15 protein-coding genes are annotated in these 16304 nt (G+C 41.4%); 5 read left to right on the plus strand and 10 right to left on the minus strand.

Going from position 1 to position 16304, the window contains the following annotated elements:
- Positions 1 to 165: 165 nt before the first annotated feature.
- Complete coding sequence (locus PRK60_RS04780) at positions 166 to 693, minus strand: GNAT family N-acetyltransferase (protein WP_102169349.1); 528 nt, start codon at positions 691 to 693, stop codon at positions 166 to 168.
- Positions 694 to 868: 175 nt separating this feature from the next.
- Here PRK60_RS04780 and PRK60_RS04785 point away from each other — a divergent pair, with 175 nt between their 5' ends.
- The gene (locus PRK60_RS04785; RefSeq protein ID WP_191913220.1) at positions 869 to 1510 is read left to right on the plus strand and encodes an endonuclease III domain-containing protein; all 642 of its coding nucleotides are present in this window, start codon (positions 869 to 871) and stop codon (positions 1508 to 1510) included.
- On the opposite strand, the gene PRK60_RS04790 is transcribed toward PRK60_RS04785, so the two are convergent.
- Positions 1499 to 2326 (minus strand): glycosyltransferase family 8 protein, encoded by an 828-nt coding sequence (locus PRK60_RS04790; protein ID WP_102169347.1) that lies wholly within the window; start codon positions 2324 to 2326, stop codon positions 1499 to 1501. The genes PRK60_RS04785 and PRK60_RS04790 overlap by 12 nt on opposite strands.
- A gap of 71 nt (positions 2327 to 2397) precedes the next feature.
- Here PRK60_RS04790 and PRK60_RS04795 point away from each other — a divergent pair, with 71 nt between their 5' ends.
- The gene (locus tag PRK60_RS04795) at positions 2398 to 3054 is read left to right on the plus strand and encodes an HD domain-containing protein (RefSeq protein WP_102169346.1); all 657 of its coding nucleotides are present in this window, start codon (positions 2398 to 2400) and stop codon (positions 3052 to 3054) included.
- Positions 3055 to 3099: 45 nt separating this feature from the next.
- On the opposite strand, the gene PRK60_RS04800 is transcribed toward PRK60_RS04795, so the two are convergent.
- Both PRK60_RS04800 and PRK60_RS04805 read right to left on the minus strand, forming a co-directional pair.
- Positions 3100 to 3729 (minus strand): hypothetical protein, encoded by a 630-nt coding sequence (locus tag PRK60_RS04800; RefSeq protein WP_273646409.1) that lies wholly within the window; start codon positions 3727 to 3729, stop codon positions 3100 to 3102.
- On the minus strand, positions 3726 to 4604 hold the full coding sequence (locus PRK60_RS04805; RefSeq protein WP_273646410.1) for a DegV family protein: 879 nt from the start codon (positions 4602 to 4604) through the stop codon (positions 3726 to 3728). The genes PRK60_RS04800 and PRK60_RS04805 overlap by 4 nt, the downstream gene beginning before the upstream one ends.
- 207 nt (positions 4605 to 4811) lie before the next feature.
- Here PRK60_RS04805 and PRK60_RS04810 point away from each other — a divergent pair, with 207 nt between their 5' ends.
- Positions 4812 to 6500 (plus strand): NFACT RNA binding domain-containing protein, encoded by a 1689-nt coding sequence (locus PRK60_RS04810; protein WP_102169343.1) that lies wholly within the window; start codon positions 4812 to 4814, stop codon positions 6498 to 6500.
- An 82-nt stretch (positions 6501 to 6582) separates the two neighbouring features.
- Here PRK60_RS04810 and PRK60_RS04815 read toward each other — a convergent pair whose 3' ends face one another.
- From PRK60_RS04815 to PRK60_RS04835, 5 genes are all read right to left on the minus strand, one after another.
- Entirely contained in the window at positions 6583 to 9072 is a 2490-nt protein-coding gene (locus PRK60_RS04815; RefSeq protein ID WP_273646411.1) for an ATP-binding protein, read from the minus strand.
- Entirely contained in the window at positions 9072 to 10154 is a 1083-nt protein-coding gene (locus PRK60_RS04820; protein WP_273646435.1) for a carbamoyl phosphate synthase small subunit, read from the minus strand. The genes PRK60_RS04815 and PRK60_RS04820 overlap by 1 nt, the downstream gene beginning before the upstream one ends.
- 131 nt (positions 10155 to 10285) lie before the next feature.
- Positions 10286 to 11203, minus strand: coding sequence for an RluA family pseudouridine synthase (locus PRK60_RS04825; protein ID WP_273646412.1), 918 nt, complete (start codon positions 11201 to 11203; stop codon positions 10286 to 10288).
- Positions 11200 to 11652 (minus strand): signal peptidase II, encoded by a 453-nt coding sequence (gene lspA / locus PRK60_RS04830; protein WP_102169339.1) that lies wholly within the window; start codon positions 11650 to 11652, stop codon positions 11200 to 11202. Before lspA ends, PRK60_RS04825 begins: the two co-directional genes overlap by 4 nt.
- A gap of 2 nt (positions 11653 to 11654) precedes the next feature.
- Complete coding sequence (locus tag PRK60_RS04835; protein WP_102169338.1) at positions 11655 to 12050, minus strand: EbsA family protein; 396 nt, start codon at positions 12048 to 12050, stop codon at positions 11655 to 11657.
- Between the two features lie 39 nt (positions 12051 to 12089).
- Between PRK60_RS04835 and PRK60_RS04840 the strand changes: the two genes are divergently transcribed.
- Together PRK60_RS04840 and PRK60_RS04845 are read left to right on the plus strand one after the other, a co-directional pair.
- Entirely contained in the window at positions 12090 to 12479 is a 390-nt protein-coding gene (locus PRK60_RS04840) for a ribonuclease HI family protein (RefSeq protein ID WP_102169337.1), read from the plus strand.
- Between the two features lie 120 nt (positions 12480 to 12599).
- The gene (locus PRK60_RS04845; protein WP_273646413.1) at positions 12600 to 15134 is read left to right on the plus strand and encodes a M1 family metallopeptidase; all 2535 of its coding nucleotides are present in this window, start codon (positions 12600 to 12602) and stop codon (positions 15132 to 15134) included.
- A gap of 70 nt (positions 15135 to 15204) precedes the next feature.
- Here the strand turns inward: PRK60_RS04845 and asd are convergent, their stop codons facing one another.
- On the minus strand, positions 15205 to 16302 hold the full coding sequence (asd, locus tag PRK60_RS04850) for an aspartate-semialdehyde dehydrogenase (RefSeq protein ID WP_102169335.1): 1098 nt from the start codon (positions 16300 to 16302) through the stop codon (positions 15205 to 15207).
- Between the last annotated feature and the right edge of the window lie 2 nt (positions 16303 to 16304).

Raw genomic sequence — 16304 nt, forward strand, 5'->3', positions numbered from 1 at the left:
CCTCAGGATAAAAATCAATTGACTTTTATTTTAGCGAACGACCAGGATGCATACAAGAACTAAATTGTATGTATTACAATGTGACCAAATAATGATTATTCAATTTTCACAATTAAAAAACATGGCACCAATTGACTATCGGTACCATGTCTCAAATTATAATGTTTAATCCTTTTGGGTTACTAGTTCGTAAACGTAGGATTCTTCTTCAGGACGGTATACGCCGTGAAGTTCACCAACTTTAGTGAAGCCATTCTTAGTGATCAAGTGTTGCATAATTTCGTTATCTTCATGAGTATCAATCCGAAGGGACTTAATGTCCTTCCGATTTTCTTTGATATAATCAATCACGCTTTCAAAAAGTCGTGAGGCATAACCGTGACCGGCATGCTTTGAATGAATCGCAACCCGGTGAATAACCTGGTACTTATCAGTATCTAACAACCACTTGCCATCTAATGCATCGTATGAGTGGTCTGGAGCATCCACAATTGCTAAGGCACCTACAGTTTGATCATCGTCTGACTCAACTAAGTATGCCCAACCATGCTGAATATCTTCCTTAATGTGTTCTTCGTTCGGGTAATCACCCTGCCATTGATCAATTCCCCGTTCTGCTAATTGGTTACGACCATCACGAAGAATATCCATCACTGTATCCAAGTCTTCCATGGTAGCTTTGCGTAATTGCATTCGTATTACCTTCCCTTCTGATCAATTGAAATTTAATTTTCACAAATTAACAACCATACTAACTTACCATATTAATAATGATATGTGCAAGTCAAAAGTTCCTCTTCCCTTAATCCTACCGCAAAGTTCGGTTTAATGATAAATTAAGGGTATCATCGTGAAGAGGAGAAGGAGTATGAAGCTTACCATTACGGAATTATATGAAAAGATGCACCAAAATATGGGGGATTCCGGTTGGTGGCCCGCTGAATCAAAAGCTGAGATCATCATTGGTGCAATCATGATTCAAAATACCAATTGGCGCAACGCTGATAAGGCTGTTGCCGGTTTTCGAAAACAAACTAATTTTGATCCTAACCAGATCCGTCAGTTAACTACTGCAGAATTATACGATCTCGTTCGGCCAGCAGGTTTCTACAAGAATAAAAGCCGAGCAGTTGCGGCTGTCTTTACCTGGTTATCGCAATATAATGACGATTACCGACAGGTTTGCCAAGCTTTGGGGCCAACATTGCGGAAAGAATTGCTTAAACTTCACGGAATTGGTGATGAAACCGCTGATGTCCTACTCACCTATATCTTTGAACAACCAACATTCATCAGTGATAAATATGCCCGAGTATTATTTACCCAACTTGGCATCCCTAACCTTACTAACTACCAAAGTCTCGCAAGGCAAGTCAAACTGCCTGCTAACTTCACTAGTGCAGCCGCCCAAGATTTCCATGGTTTAATTGATGAGTTCGGTAAGGTCTACTTTCACCCGCTTACAAAGTTTCAAGAAAGTTTTCTCGCTGGTGATCGGCTAATCCTGTAAACTTGACTGGAGTTTTGCTGTCATGTGGAAATACTGTTTATATAAGGCCGTCAGTCTTCCTGAGTTTTTCGTTGGTAACCACGGCTTTTCACGGCCACAATAATGTAAAATCACTGTATTTTTAATCACCCAATCAAGATCCCATTCACCAAGCGATATTGTTTCATAAATTTTTCCGTTACGGGTATCAAAGTTATATAATTGGTCAGGAATTGTTTTGATTCGTTCACTATAGAGTGCATTTAGGACATCCTGATCGGGTAATAGTAAAATGTGGCGGCGGATATAATCAAAGATTTGATTCGCATCAACCTCCTGACGCATCAAATCAAGATTCATTAAGAGCACCCCCGAGTTATAGTAACCATCTGCCCCAAAGTTCTGTAAACGAATCTTATTAATTACGTCAGTAGTATTCGTTAAGCTGGCATGGATTGCTGACGCAAAGAGGTTATTGCCCAATGCGGTATTATATAAAGGTGAAAGGTCATTAATACAAAGTATGTCAGCATCCAGATACAGGATTTTATGGAGATCCTGAGGAAGCATTTGGTGAGCTAACAATCGGTAATAAATTGTGGTTGGATAGCGATCGGTTACTGGGGCATTTTCAAATAATGATTGTTTGACCATTACTGGATGGTACGTCATCTTTAACTGCTTACAAAAAGCTGCTAATTCTGCTTCCTTCGCTAGCCGCTTTTTCTGTAAAACATAAATGTTGAATTCTTGAGACTTGGTGTTTAAATGAATCGACAGTAAGACGGTTTCTAACTGTTGAACAAAATTGTCATCAATCGCAAATAATAAGTTCATTATGAATTTCCTCCAAACACTCCTGATTATATCAATTATACTAAATTAAAATACTGGAAAGGATTGATTTGATGAATCAAGAACAACAACTAGCGGCAGTTAAGCAATTTACGGTTAATAAACTCGCCAATGATCGGACTGGTCACGGGATGGACCATATTAATCGAGTTGTAAAAAACGCTGCCCGAATTGCTGCCGGTGAGGATTACGATCCCTTCCTCCCCCAAGTAGCAGCTTATCTTCACGATACTGTAGACGAAAAGATTGTTGATAGTGTTACCGCTGCTCAAAATGAGGTCAAGGAATTTCTTCAAAAAATCGAAATGACAACCGAGTACGTGGATACCGTGATGGAAACAATTGATAACATCTCGTTTGCTCATACACTGGAGGGACATCAGATTCAGCTTAGCAAAACAGCCCAAATTGTCCGGGATGCTGACTGGTTAGATGCAATCGGGGCAATTGGAATCACCCGTGCAATCTATTATGGCGGTGCTCATGGCGAGACTATTTATGACCCGAAAATCAAGCCACGGGAAAAGATGAGTAAACAAGAATATCGCAATCTTGACGACGAGACAATTATTAATCATTTTGATGAAAAGCTTCTTGGATTAAAAGACAAACTTTTTACGCCGACTGCACGCACCATTGCCGAACACCGACAACAAGTAATGCTTGATTTTCTTCATGAATTTCATCAAGAATGGGACGCTAAAGCATAAAAAACATCCCTGTAGTTAACACAATTGTTAATTACAGAGATGTTTTTATTTTTGATTATCCTGATCTTTTTTCTTCTGTTTTTTACCCATGTCAATAATTACCGAATCGTTTGAAGACTCATGGTTTGTTGAACTAGGCAACCATTTCTTCCCGAGACGTAATAATAGAATACTAATTGGTGGAACCAAGAATGCGTAGCAAAGCCCCGTTAGCAAAGAAGTGGGTAATGCTAATCGAGCAATTTCAATCATTCCATTGCTACTGCCAGTTAATCGCCAACCGACAATTAAGAAGGCAAGTTCTAGCAACACAAGAATGATCAATCCACTGCTAATTCCAATAGTAATCATTTGTTGATGACGTAATTCTTGCGAAGTCGCCTGTTGCCACCTAACTACCCAGCCACTAAAAAGAGTAGCTAAAGCAGTGACCACTACAGTTAACCAGTCACTTTGGTTGAACCCTAACAAAATTAATTGGGAAACGACCATTAACAAAGCGGAATTCAACATTCCTAACAATGGGATCGTTGCAATTGCTAGCAAAGAGGTCACCGGAGCAATAACTGTTCCGCTCGGCAATACGCCATGAAGGTTTAGCGGTGACAACAGACAAATCGCTAGTAGGATAATTAGCCAAACGATAACGTGAAATAAACGAACTCTCTTCATCATGATAAAGGCTTCTTTTCTGTATCTTGCAGCCAAGCAAGTGCTAATGCTCCCTGACCCAAATGAACACCAATTACCGGGCCAAAGTAAGACAATTCAAATTTAATATCAGGATGTTCTTCCTGTAACTTGGTCAACCATTTTTCTCCTGCTTCTCTAGCATTAGCATGAAAAACAATTGCCCGTACAGGATAATCGAGTTTTTCAATCGACTCATTGAAAAGCTGTTCACACCGGGCCTTTGCCTTCTTCATTGACCGAACCTTTTCAAAGGCTTCAATATCATGGTTAGGATTATCAAAAGAAAGCAACGGTTTAATCCTTAAAATCGATCCAACAAAGGCGGATGCGTTTGATAATCGTCCCCCACGCACTAAGTTTTGCAGGTCATCAACAACAAAGACATCATGGAACGTATCCCGTAACTCGGTTAGTTTCTTTATAATTTCGTCAACGTCCGCTCCTTGCTTAGCCAATCGTGAAGCTTCAATTGCAAGGTATCCCATTAACTTAACCGTGATTCCAGAATCAAAGGGAACAATCTTAATTGTATCTTTCATTTGTTCTGCAAGCTGAGTAATATTGTTGAGAAATCCTGAAATAGTCTTTGTAAGGTGAATACTAATCGCAACATCATAGCCATCGTCAGCAAGTTTCTGGTAAAGTTCCATCATCTCACCAATTGAGGGCTGAGAAGTACTGGGGAAAGTACTAGCCGTCTTTAATTGATCATAAAATTCCTCGGTGGTGATATCAACACCTTCACGGTAAGTCTTACCATTGAGGATGAACGGGATTGGTACCACATGAATATTATTGGCTGCGATCTCCTCTTCAGAAAGATAGCAGGTACTGTCAGTTACAACAGCTATTTTCATTAATACTACCTCCATTGGAATGTTGTTATTAATGATTAAAGAATAATTGCATAATATAGGTATTTTAACAACATCGTAATAGATATAGAATACCACATCACTGTACAGAAACCAATAATCCTTTGAATTGTCCATTTAGTAAAACAAACGGTATAATAGTGATCGCTATGAAAAATCGTTTAATTAAAACAAAGGAGGAACTAACTAATGACATTTGATGGTTTCTTTACCCATGCAGTCGTCCACGAATTAAATCAGACCCTAGCGACTGGACGAGTAGCTAAAGTTAACCAACCTTACCCTGCAGAATTAATTATGACCATCCGCGCACATCGGCATAATTACTCTCTGCTTCTTTCAGCCAACCCGACATATCCACGAATGCAAATTACACAAATTGCCTACCAGAATCCCGCAGTTCCCAGTAATTTTGCAATGACTATGCGTAAATACCTTGAGGGGGCAATTTTAGAATCGATTGAGCAAGTCGATAATGACCGGATTATTAAAATGAATTTTAAAACCCGGGATGAATTGGGAGATCAACAACGACTTATCCTGGTGACCGAAATAATGGCCCGGCACAGTAATGTTTCATTGGTTAACGAAAAGACCAATAAAATCATCGATACAATTAAGCATGTTGGTTCCGATCAAAACCGTGTCCGCCTGCTTCTCCCTGGAGCAACCTTTGTGATGCCACCGAAACAAGATAAGGTCAATCCATACCTTCCTAATCAAATCTATACGGATCTAATTCGTGAAGACCTCGATGAAAGCGAATTGGCTAAGCAACTTCAAGCACGTTACCAAGGATTAGGTCGCCAGTCTGCTCAAGAACTAGCTCGTGAACTTAAGGCAAGTTCCGATTTGCCAACGACTTATCACACTTTTTTGAAGCGGTTTGAAAATCCGGATCCCGTGATTTATGACGACAATAATGGAAAACGGCAATTTGCGGCATTTCCACCAAGCAACATTAAAGAAGAGCAGCTTACCCATTATGATATCCTTTCTGTAATGCTTGATGCTTTCTATGCACAAAAAGCAGAACGGGACCGGTCTAAAGAATTAGCTGGTCAGGTTCTTAAAGTGCTTCATAATGAACTAAAGAAGGACCGCCGTAAAGTCAAGAAGCTCAACCAGCAACTTGAGGATGCAGCAAAAGCAGATTACTACCGGATTCGTGGTGAAATTTTGACAACTTATTTAGGGAAGCTGACTGCGGGAATGACAGAAATTACCCTGCCGAACTTTTATGATGATAATAAACCACTCAAGATCAAACTTGATCCAGAGCTTTCCCCTTCACGAAACGCCCAAAAGTACTTTACTAAGTACGACAAGTTAAAGACGTCGGTTGATTATGTTAAGGAACAGTTGAAACTTGCCAATGACGAAATTCGCTACCTTGCAAATATCGAGAGTCAAATTGACCTTGCTTCACCAGCTGATATTCAGGAAATTCGTTTAGAACTTCAGCAACAAGGTTACATTAAACAAAAACGACAGAAAAGTAAGAAACGGCGAAAAGTTAGGGTAAGTAAGCCGGAAGAATTTCATACTAGCAACGGGACAACCGTTCTTGTCGGGAAAAATAACCTGCAAAACGATCGCCTTAGCTTTAAGATTGCCAACAAAAACGATATTTGGCTTCACGTTAAGGATATTCCTGGTTCGCACGTCATTATTCGTGATAGTGATCCGGATGACCAAACACTGCTTGAAGCTGCCCAACTTGCTGCTTACTTCTCAAAGGGACGCGATTCTGATAACGTTCCTGTTGATTATCTGCCCGCTAAACGTCTCCATAAACCAAATGGTGCTAAGCCCGGTTTTGTGATTTTTACCGGTCAGAAAACATTGTATGTTACACCACATAAACTAAAAAATTAATCTAATGTTAGATTGAAAATGAGGATTCAAAGCTCGTTAACCCCGGTCTTTGAATCCTCACTTTTTATAATTATGTAATTTTTTAATCCATAAATTGGATCTCTGCACCGATAATCTTATTCGGACCAAGAATTTCTTGAGGCTTCATCTGGAGCGACTCAACTGGAAAAGTGGCGCGATAGGTCACGGTTCCTGTTGGTTGCGTGATTTCAGTATCAGCAAGATTAAAGCTCTGATCACTAACAACTCTTCCCAGAAGCGCTGGAAGGTTAATCCCTAGTGATTTTGAAAGGAACGCTACTTCCGGAAGGCTAATTGATTGAACTGTTAATGCTTTATATTCCAGTCCATCTTGTTCAAAAATTACCTGATAAAAGCCTGGCTTCGACTGCTGCTCAACTACCTCACAAGCAGTAGCCTGCATTTTCTTTAACTCCTCATCTTTAATTGCAGCCGGTAACTGTAAATTAACCATCTCGTAATCAAAATTAGTGGCAGATTGTAAAGCTGCGGTTGAAGCGAGAAACTTTTCATTTTTCCCGTCCCAGAGGTAATCAAGTGCTACTAACTGGTTAGAGCGTGGTTGCAAATTGCCTAAACGGTCATCTGGCAAGGTAATAACTTTGCTTTGCAAATCATATTGTTTTAACGTCTCTAAGAGATTAGTGTAACTAGCGGGAATGAAAATTAACTGTGGCTGATCGATCTCAACAACCGAAAGAACATTCTCAGCTGATGCGGGTTCAATATACCGCTTATCGGCAATTAATGTGTTAAGGGTCACAGAACTTGGATTACAATTCATAATAATTGTGTGGAAATTCTGTCGGTGAAGCTGCATCATCATAGAAGCAACAAAAAAGTCCCCAGCATTACTAAGTCCCAGTCGTAAGCCACCCGTGCCGATAAATAAAGCACTTGGTTGTGGCAATGTTAATGCTTCATTTTCATCCTCATAGGCCGAATAAAACGTCTGGGTATGTTGATCAAATTCACCAGCAGATGGTTCAACTTCCTTATACTTCACTGTAAGATTATGATCCTGCATCATTTGGTAAATCTGTTTAGGAGTCGTTTCCCAGAGCTTAGCAATTAACTGGTTGCTTAATCCGTTGTGCTTAGCCTTAGCTAAAACCGGCTCTTTTCCTGGATGTTCAATCAATTCGGTTATAAGTTCCTTTATCTTTGCTAGTTGATCAAAATAAAAGGGATCGATCTTAGTCATTTCAACTAGTTCGTAGGCGGTATAGCCACGTTGCATCGCTTCCAAAAGAGAAAATAGTCGTTCAGCATGCGGATGGACTAGTCGATCAACTAATTCATCATCAGATAACTTTGCCTGCGATTGGAGGTGAAAGTCAGTTGGTTCATGATACCGCGATTCAATCGCCTTAAATAACGCTTCCGCTGGGCTTCTGCCAATTCCAAAAACCGTCCCGACAGACTTCTTTTCAGTCCCCAATAATTGCTTTTGCGCTTGTTCCGGACTAAATCCCCAAACGGGTACCCGTGCCGCAATATGATCCATTGCCGGTTCAATTAAGGCCGCATGTTTAGCAAATCCCGGACCTAAATCAATCTCCCGCAATGTTTTGCCTAAATATAACTGGGCGCTCACCATTGCTACTGGATAGCCAGTTGACTGGGCGACAAAGGAAACCATCCGGTCGAAATATGGACTACTCTTAATGACATAAAAATTATCATTAACTGGATCTAGGGCAAATTGAACGTGATTAACGCCAACAATCCGTAATTTTCGGGTAATCGCAAATGCAGTATCCTGCATATCCTGGATTTGGCGGTCAAGGAGCGTCTGCACGGGATTAAAGGCAATCGAATCACCAGCATGAATCCCAATCGGATCCATATCCTCAACCATCCCGAGCATCATCATTGTTCCGGATCGATCACGCTGAACAACCACTTCAATTTCCTTATAGCCAGCAAGACTTTGCTGAACGTAAACCTGTTCTGCTCGCGATTGACTGAGACACTTGCTGACAGCAGCGGCTAACTCACTTTGATCATGAACGATCTGCCTGGTACTTGTAATTTTAGGTAAGACAGAGCGAATAATTACCGGATAACCGAGTCGTTGGGCTTCTTCTAATGCATCAGGATAATTATTAACCGTAACGATTTTCTTCATCGGCGCACCCATTTGACGGAGAGTTCGCTCAAGTAACACTGGGTTATTCACTTGACGCACGGTTGCTTCCGGTACTCCAAGAAGTTCAATCTCTTTTTTTCGCAAAATTCCCTTTTCAAGCAACTCCTGCGTAAGAAGAAAAGCTTGCCGATTACCTAATGTCGGCAGGATTGCCCGTGGTTGGTATTTTTCGATCAATTCAATCAAATGGTTAACGGTCAATGGTCCAATTAATGAATGATCGATCACGGAAGAATCATTCAGGCTATAAGAAAATGGGTTATTGTCCGCTAAGATAGTGGTAACACCAGCTCGACGAAGGTAGGTTGCTAGCTGATAAGTTGCGGAATCAACTTCATCCCCATGCTGAATATTGTTCGGACCAGCACCAATAATCAAAATTGATTTTTTATTTGTCACTACCGTCGTTCCTCCTTCCGCTTCATCGTGTCAATAAATTCATCAAATAAGCCATCTGTTTCATCTGGTCCTGGTGCACCATCCGGAAAGAATTGGACGGAGAAAGCTGGAAACTGCCGATGACGCAATCCCTGGACGCTACTGTCAATCATATCAGTATACGTAACGAATAATTTTGACCGATCGACTGTACTCCAATCAACTGTATAACCCTCTGATTGGTTCGCATAAACGATGTGATCAGTAATGATTTCCTTAATTGGGTGATTCATCCCGTGATGCTCAACACCAAGCGGCATTACCTGAGCGCCATTAGCCAACGCAAATAGTTCATGGCCAAGGCCAATTCCGAAAAGCGGTACTTGTTCCTGAACTTTTCGGATCATTTCTAGGACCGCTGACTTCACATAATGCGGATCGCCAGGACCACTTGAAAGAACTACCCCGTCAGGATCAAGCCGTAAAATTTCGTCAGCAGTCGCGTTATATGGCAGAACAGTGACATTGCACTTTCGCCGACTCAGCTCCCGAAGGATCCCGTTCTTTAAGCCAAAATCAACCACAACCACACTCATTCCAACTCCAGGATTAGGGTATGGTTTAGGCGTTGAAACCTGAGCGACCTGCTGATTTGTCAAAACGGTCGCGTGAAGCTGATCAAAGGCATGATCATCGGGGACCGGAACGATACTTACCTTTAATGGTTTGCCAGCATCACGAAGTTTATGGGTGATTGCCCGAGTATCAATATTAGTAATTCCCGGAATATTCATTTGGTTTAAATATTGATCCAGGGTTAATCGACGGATATTATCGGTTGCTACATTCGATAACGAGCAAACAATTACCCCCTTAATAGTCGGGACAATTGATTCATAAATATTCCGTTGGATCCCGTAACCGCCAATATTCGGTTGGGTAAAGGTTACAATTTGATTATCGTAAATCTGGTTAGTAATAATTTCCTGATAACCCGTCATGCTTGTATTAAAAACTACTTCACCAAAGGTTACTGCTGGTGAGCCAAATCCATCACCTTTAAAGATGGTTCCGTCTTCAAAAATTAGGTAGCGTGCTGCCACAGTGCTCACTCCTTTTTTCACCGCATTTGTTTCCTTAACTATTATATAAATGATCGGAAATGTTTCAAAGAGCTATTAAATAAAAAGCCTAGCAAATTTTAAAAATAGTTTGCTAGACGTTTACCAATTCACTATGAAGGTCGATCCGTTTTCTCCAAATGATCGATCATTTTTTGGAAGTATTCTGGTAACGGCGACGTAAAAGTCATTTGCTTACCAGTACGAGGGTGTTTAAACCCCAGCAATCGTGCATGGAGATATTGACCATTGCCAGGCAGTGTTTTCCGTGGTCCATATAGTGGATCGCCTGCTAGTGGGTGCCCAATATACTTCATGTGAACACGAATCTGGTGTGTGCGTCCCGTTTCTAACTGGCAGCTGACCAACGTATAGTGCTGAAAACGTTCTAAAACCTTAAAATGGGTTACCGCGTGCCGACCATCTTCAACCACTGCCTGCTTTTTCCGATCCTTCTTTGATCGACCAAGCGGCGCATCAATCATTCCACGCTCTTCCTTAATCACACCATGAACCAGGGCGACGTATTCCCGTTCATTAGTCTTTGCTTTTAGCTGAGCAGCTAATGAGCGGTGGGCGAGATCATTTTTAGCAATCATTAATAACCCAGAAGTGTCCTTATCAATTCGGTGAACAATTCCTGGACGAAACTCGCCGTTAATTGTCGACAATGGCGAATGGTAAAGAAGAGCGTTAACTAGGGTATGGTTGGGATGCCCTGGAGCCGGGTGAACTACCATCCCCTGTGGCTTATTAACGACAATCACGTCATCATCCTCATACACAATGTCTAAGGGAATATTTTCTGGCTCTAAGTCAATTTTCTGTGGCTTTTCCGGCTGAACAACAACCTCGTCGCCAACAGCAAGCTTGTACTTTGGCTTAACGGTCTCACCGTTGACGGTAACGTTACCGTCCTCGATCCACTTTTGGAGTTGTGAACGGGAGATATCGGTTAGATGGTGGGCAAGCTCCTTATCAATTCGCCCAGTCATTGCTGAATCAATCGTTAACTTCAACTCATCTGTCACTTTTCATCATCCTCACGAAGCACAATAATAATCAGCATAATTACCCCAATCGTTAGGCACATATCCGCAATATTAAACACCGGGAAATTAACTGGTAAAAATTCAAACATATCAACGACATAGCCTTGAAGCAAGCGGTCAATAAAGTTGCCAATTGCCCCTGCCAAAATTAGACTCAAACATAGTAAAATCTGGTGACGTTGACGAAAGCGCCAAAAACAGTATCCAATTCCCACAATTACAACAACCGTTACAATGCTGAAAAATAATTGCTGACCCTGAAACATACTCCAAGCAGCTCCATAGTTATGGAGGTTAGTTAAATCCATAATCCCAGGAATAAAGTGTTGACTGTGATTCAACGCAATATTAGTGCTGACCCAAATTTTCAGCCATTGATCAAGACAGATTAAAGCAAGGATCAATAAGAGGTAACTAAAAAAGATCATCCCTACTGTTCCTCCTTTAAGTTGCTCAACGCCAGTTTCAGTCGCCGAATAGCCTTATTTGAAAAGGCAAAGTTAAATACTTCCCCATTTACAGTAAAACTAACCGTATGTTTAGTGAACCGTGGCTGACGAATATCAGCTAATGGAATTACTAAATAGTCTTTTTGCAAAACTCTGCTAAAGACCATTTTACTTGGAGTAATTAGCACGGTCCGCCGAAAAATTCCCAAAAGCGTTACAATAATAAAAAGTAAAAAAAGAAGGGCTGTTAACCACTGGAAGTGAGTAATCTCAAGCCAGACAACTAGACCAGCGATAAAAATCAAGAATGTCCAGCACCAGCTAATGATTGTCGTAGTAAGGTTAGGTTGATAAAAATAACGAGTTTCTTCTTCCATAAAGTAAAGTTTTCCTTTCAATTGGGGTGAATTAATTTTATGCTAAAAATATATACAGATGCCGCAACCAAGGGTAATCCCGGACCAACAGGACTTGGAATCCTAATTATTAATCAGCACCAACAGCAACAACTCTCACAAACTCTTGAGTCCGCAACAAACCACGAGGGTGAATTTGCGGCAGCGATTGCTGGTTTTCAGTACCTAGTTGACCATTATGACCATCAGGAAACAGTTTTATTTTATACCGATAGTCGGTTATTAAGCGATGCGATTGGTAAAAATTATACTAAACATTACCAATCGCAATTAAAACAGTTAAATCAGCTTCTTAGCCAATTTACAACGGTGGTTACCCAGTGGATTAGTGAGCGCGAAAATCACGGTGCCCACCATCTAGCCAATCAAGCTCTCCAACAACTTGAATGAAATCGCCCACTATTATAGCAAATTTTAGGCTAAAATGCTGTCTTATTCAGCTAAGAACCAAGTTACGGTATAATGGTAAAAGAATTTGTTAAAGCAGTTAAGTAAAGGACTGGTGAATTTATGTCGACAATTAAACATCTTTATGAAAAGTTTCAACCTTCCCACTACGATGTCTTTATTGATATCGATCGGGAAAAGAAAACCATCACTGGTAACACAACCATTACGGGAAATGCAAGTGAACCCCAAATCAGTGTTAACCAAAAATTCCTCACAATCTCATCCGTCCAAATTGCTGGTGAAGATGTTCCCTTCACAGTAAATAACGATGATGAAACGGTAAATATTACCGTACCGGAAACCGGAGAAGTTACCTTAACAATTAATTACTCTGCACCATTAACAGATACAATGATGGGGATCTACCCTTCATACTACAAGGTTAACGGTGAAAAGAAGCAAATCATCGGAACCCAATTTGAGACTACCTTTGCTCGTCAAGCGTTCCCTTGTGTTGATGAGCCTGAAGCCAAGGCTACTTTTAGTTTAGCAATTAAATTCGATGAACATCCAGGAGAAACAATCATCGCTAACATGCCAGAAGATCACGTTTCAGCTGGAGTACACTACTTCCAGCAAACCGTTCGGATGTCGACTTACCTAGTCGCCTTTGCTTTTGGTGAACTTCAATCCAAGAAGACAACTACTGAAAGCGGTGTTGAGGTCGGTGTCTTTGCTACTAAGGCTCACCAACTAAAAGAATTGGACTTTGCTCTTGAAATTGCGAAAAAAGCAATTGAATTCTACGAAAAGTTCTACCAAACTCCGTACCCGCTTCCCCACTCATGGCAACTAGCGCTCCCTGACTTTTCTGCCGGGGCAATGGAAAACTGGGGATTGGTAACATACCGGGAAGCGTACCTCCTTCTCGATCCAGACAATACTTCATTAGATATGAAGCGCCTTGTTGCCACTGTTATTACTCATGAGTTGGCTCACCAATGGTTTGGTGATCTGGTCACAATGAAGTGGTGGGATGATCTCTGGCTTAACGAAAGTTTCGCTAACATGATGGAATACGTTGCGGTAGACGCAATTCATCCTGAATGGAAGATTTGGGAATTGTTCCAAACTTCTGAAGCACCAATAGCTTTACAACGGGATGCCACTGATGGTGTCCAATCAGTCCACGTTCAAGTTAACAATCCGGCTGAAATTGATGCCCTGTTTGATGGCGCAATTGTCTATGCGAAGGGTGCACGGATGCTGGTAATGGTTCGCGCATTAATTGGCGATGATGCTTTACGTGAAGGGCTGAAGAACTACTTTGAAGCTCATCAGTACCATAATGCAACTGGAGCGGATCTCTGGGACGCTCTTGGTAAAGCCGCTAACCTTGATATCGGTGCCATCATGAAGTCATGGCTTGAACAACCTGGTTACCCAGTTATTGAGGCAAAAGTGGTTGATGGGCAGCTTCAATTAAGTCAACAACAGTTCTTTATTGGTGATGGTCATGATACTGGTCGGTTATGGCAAATTCCATTAAATGCTAACTATAAGGAAGCACCGCAAATTATGAAGGAACAGACCATTAACCTTGGTGACTATCAAGAATTACACCAGCAAGAAGGGAAGCCATTCAGGCTCAATATTGGCAACAATTCACACTTTATTGTTAAGTACGACCAAACTTTGATGAATGACATCCTTGATCATCTCGATGAGTTAACCGCGATTGATCAACGACAACTACTTCAAGATTTCCGGCTCTTAGCCGATGGTCAACAATTATCCTACGCGGACATCATTCCGCTCCTGCCACGCTTTGCCGATAGTCATTCCGAAATCGTTAATACCGCACTTTATGCAATTGTGAATAAGTTAAAGCAATTCGTAACTCCCGGTAGCGCAGAGGAAAGTGCATTAAAGAAATTTGTGAACCAATTAAGTGCTAAGCAGGTTAGTCGACTTGGCTGGAAACCGCAAGCTGGTGAATCAAATGATGATCAATTGACGCGGCCAATCGTCTTGGGCGCTGCTCTCTATGCAGAAAATCCAGAAGCAATTAAGGCTGCTCATGAAATCTTTACTAACAACCATCATCGGTTAGAAAAGCTCCCTGCTGATATTCGACCACTAGTATTGCGGAATGAAGTTAAGCATTACGGAAGCAAGGAACTCTTCAACGAATTGCTTGAAGATTACCGGGAGACAACCGATGCTAGTTATAAAGGTGACTTAAACGGTGCAATTACTAGCACTCCAGATAATTCATTAATCACCGAACTAATTAATGAATTTGAAAACGCTGATACAATTAAGCCCCAAGACCTTCGTGGCTGGTACCGCAACGTTCTTGCAAACAATGCCGGTCAACAAGCTGCCTGGGATTGGATCCGTAATGATTGGGACTGGCTTGAAAAGACCGTCGGTGGTGATATGGAATTTGCAACCTACATCACCGTAACCGCGAACGTATTCCATACTCCAGCCCGACTAGCTGAATTCAAGCAGTTCTTTGAACCAAAGATTGACACTCCAGGATTAACTCGTGAAATCACCATGGATATTAGCGTAATCGAAAGTAAGGTTAAACTGGTTCAAGCTGAAAAGGATGCTGTTGTTAAGACTCTTCAGTCAGTTACTCGTTAGTAACTAAAACCATTTAAAAAATAAAAGCGGTTCAGAAATTTTCTGAATCGCTTTTCATTTTTAAATATTACTAATCACGAGGTTCAAGGTAACCCTTAGCTGCCAAAAGTTCGGCTAGTTCAATTGCGCCACCAGCAGCTCCCCGGGCAGTGTTATGGGATAAGCCAACAAACTTCCAATCAAAAATCTTGTCAGGACGAAGCCGACCGATTGAAATTCCCATGCCGTGTTCAAAGTTGACGTCATAGCGGACTTGCGGACGATCATCATCGTTTAAGTATTGAATAAATTGATGTGGTGCACTTGGTAATTTTAATTCTTGTGGAACACCACTGTATTCTTCCAAGGCTTCAATCAATTCTTCCTTGCTTGGATTTTGTTTGAAGTTAATAAAGGTGGCAACAGTATGCCCATAGAGTACAGGAACCCGTAAGCATTGACTCGTAATTACTGGAGACTGTGCCTTTACGATTTCCTTCTTTTCTGGATCGAGATGGCCAAAGATTTTTAGTGGTTCATCTTCAGACTTAGCTTCTTCACCTGGAATGTATGGGATAACGTTATTTTGAATTTCAGGAGCAGTCTCAAGAGTTTTTCCAGCACCGGAAATTGCTTGATAGGTACATGCCAGTACTTGGGTTGGTTCAAACTTTTGCCAAGCAGCAATTGCAGGGGTGTAACTTTGAATGGAGCAGTTTGGCTTAACGGCAACAAACCCCCGCTGCGTCCCTAACCGTTCCCGTTGTGCTTTAATGATTTCAATGTGATCGGGGTTAATTTCCGGAACCACCATCGGAACATCAGGAGTCCACCGGTGAGCGCTATTATTCGAAACTACTGGAGTTTCATGCTTAGCATACTCATCTTCCAGCTTCCGAGTATCTGCCTTATCCAAGTTAATTGCTGAAAAAATAAAGTCAACTTGTGAAGCAACCGCATCAACATCTTCGGCATCAAGCACTGGCAAATTCTTAACCGCATCCGGAATTGGCGTTTCTCCCATCTTCCAGCGACCGCTAACGGCTTCACCATACGTTTTTCCAGCACTGTGCTTACTAGCAGCAACCGTTGTCACTTCGAACCAGGGATGGTTGGCAAGCAGGGTAACATAACGCTGACCAACCATTCCCGTTGCCCCGATAATTCCCACTTTTAATTTTTCACTCATCA

The organism is Limosilactobacillus portuensis, assembly GCF_028607025.1.
Classification (GTDB): Bacteria; Bacillota; Bacilli; order Lactobacillales; family Lactobacillaceae; genus Limosilactobacillus; species Limosilactobacillus portuensis.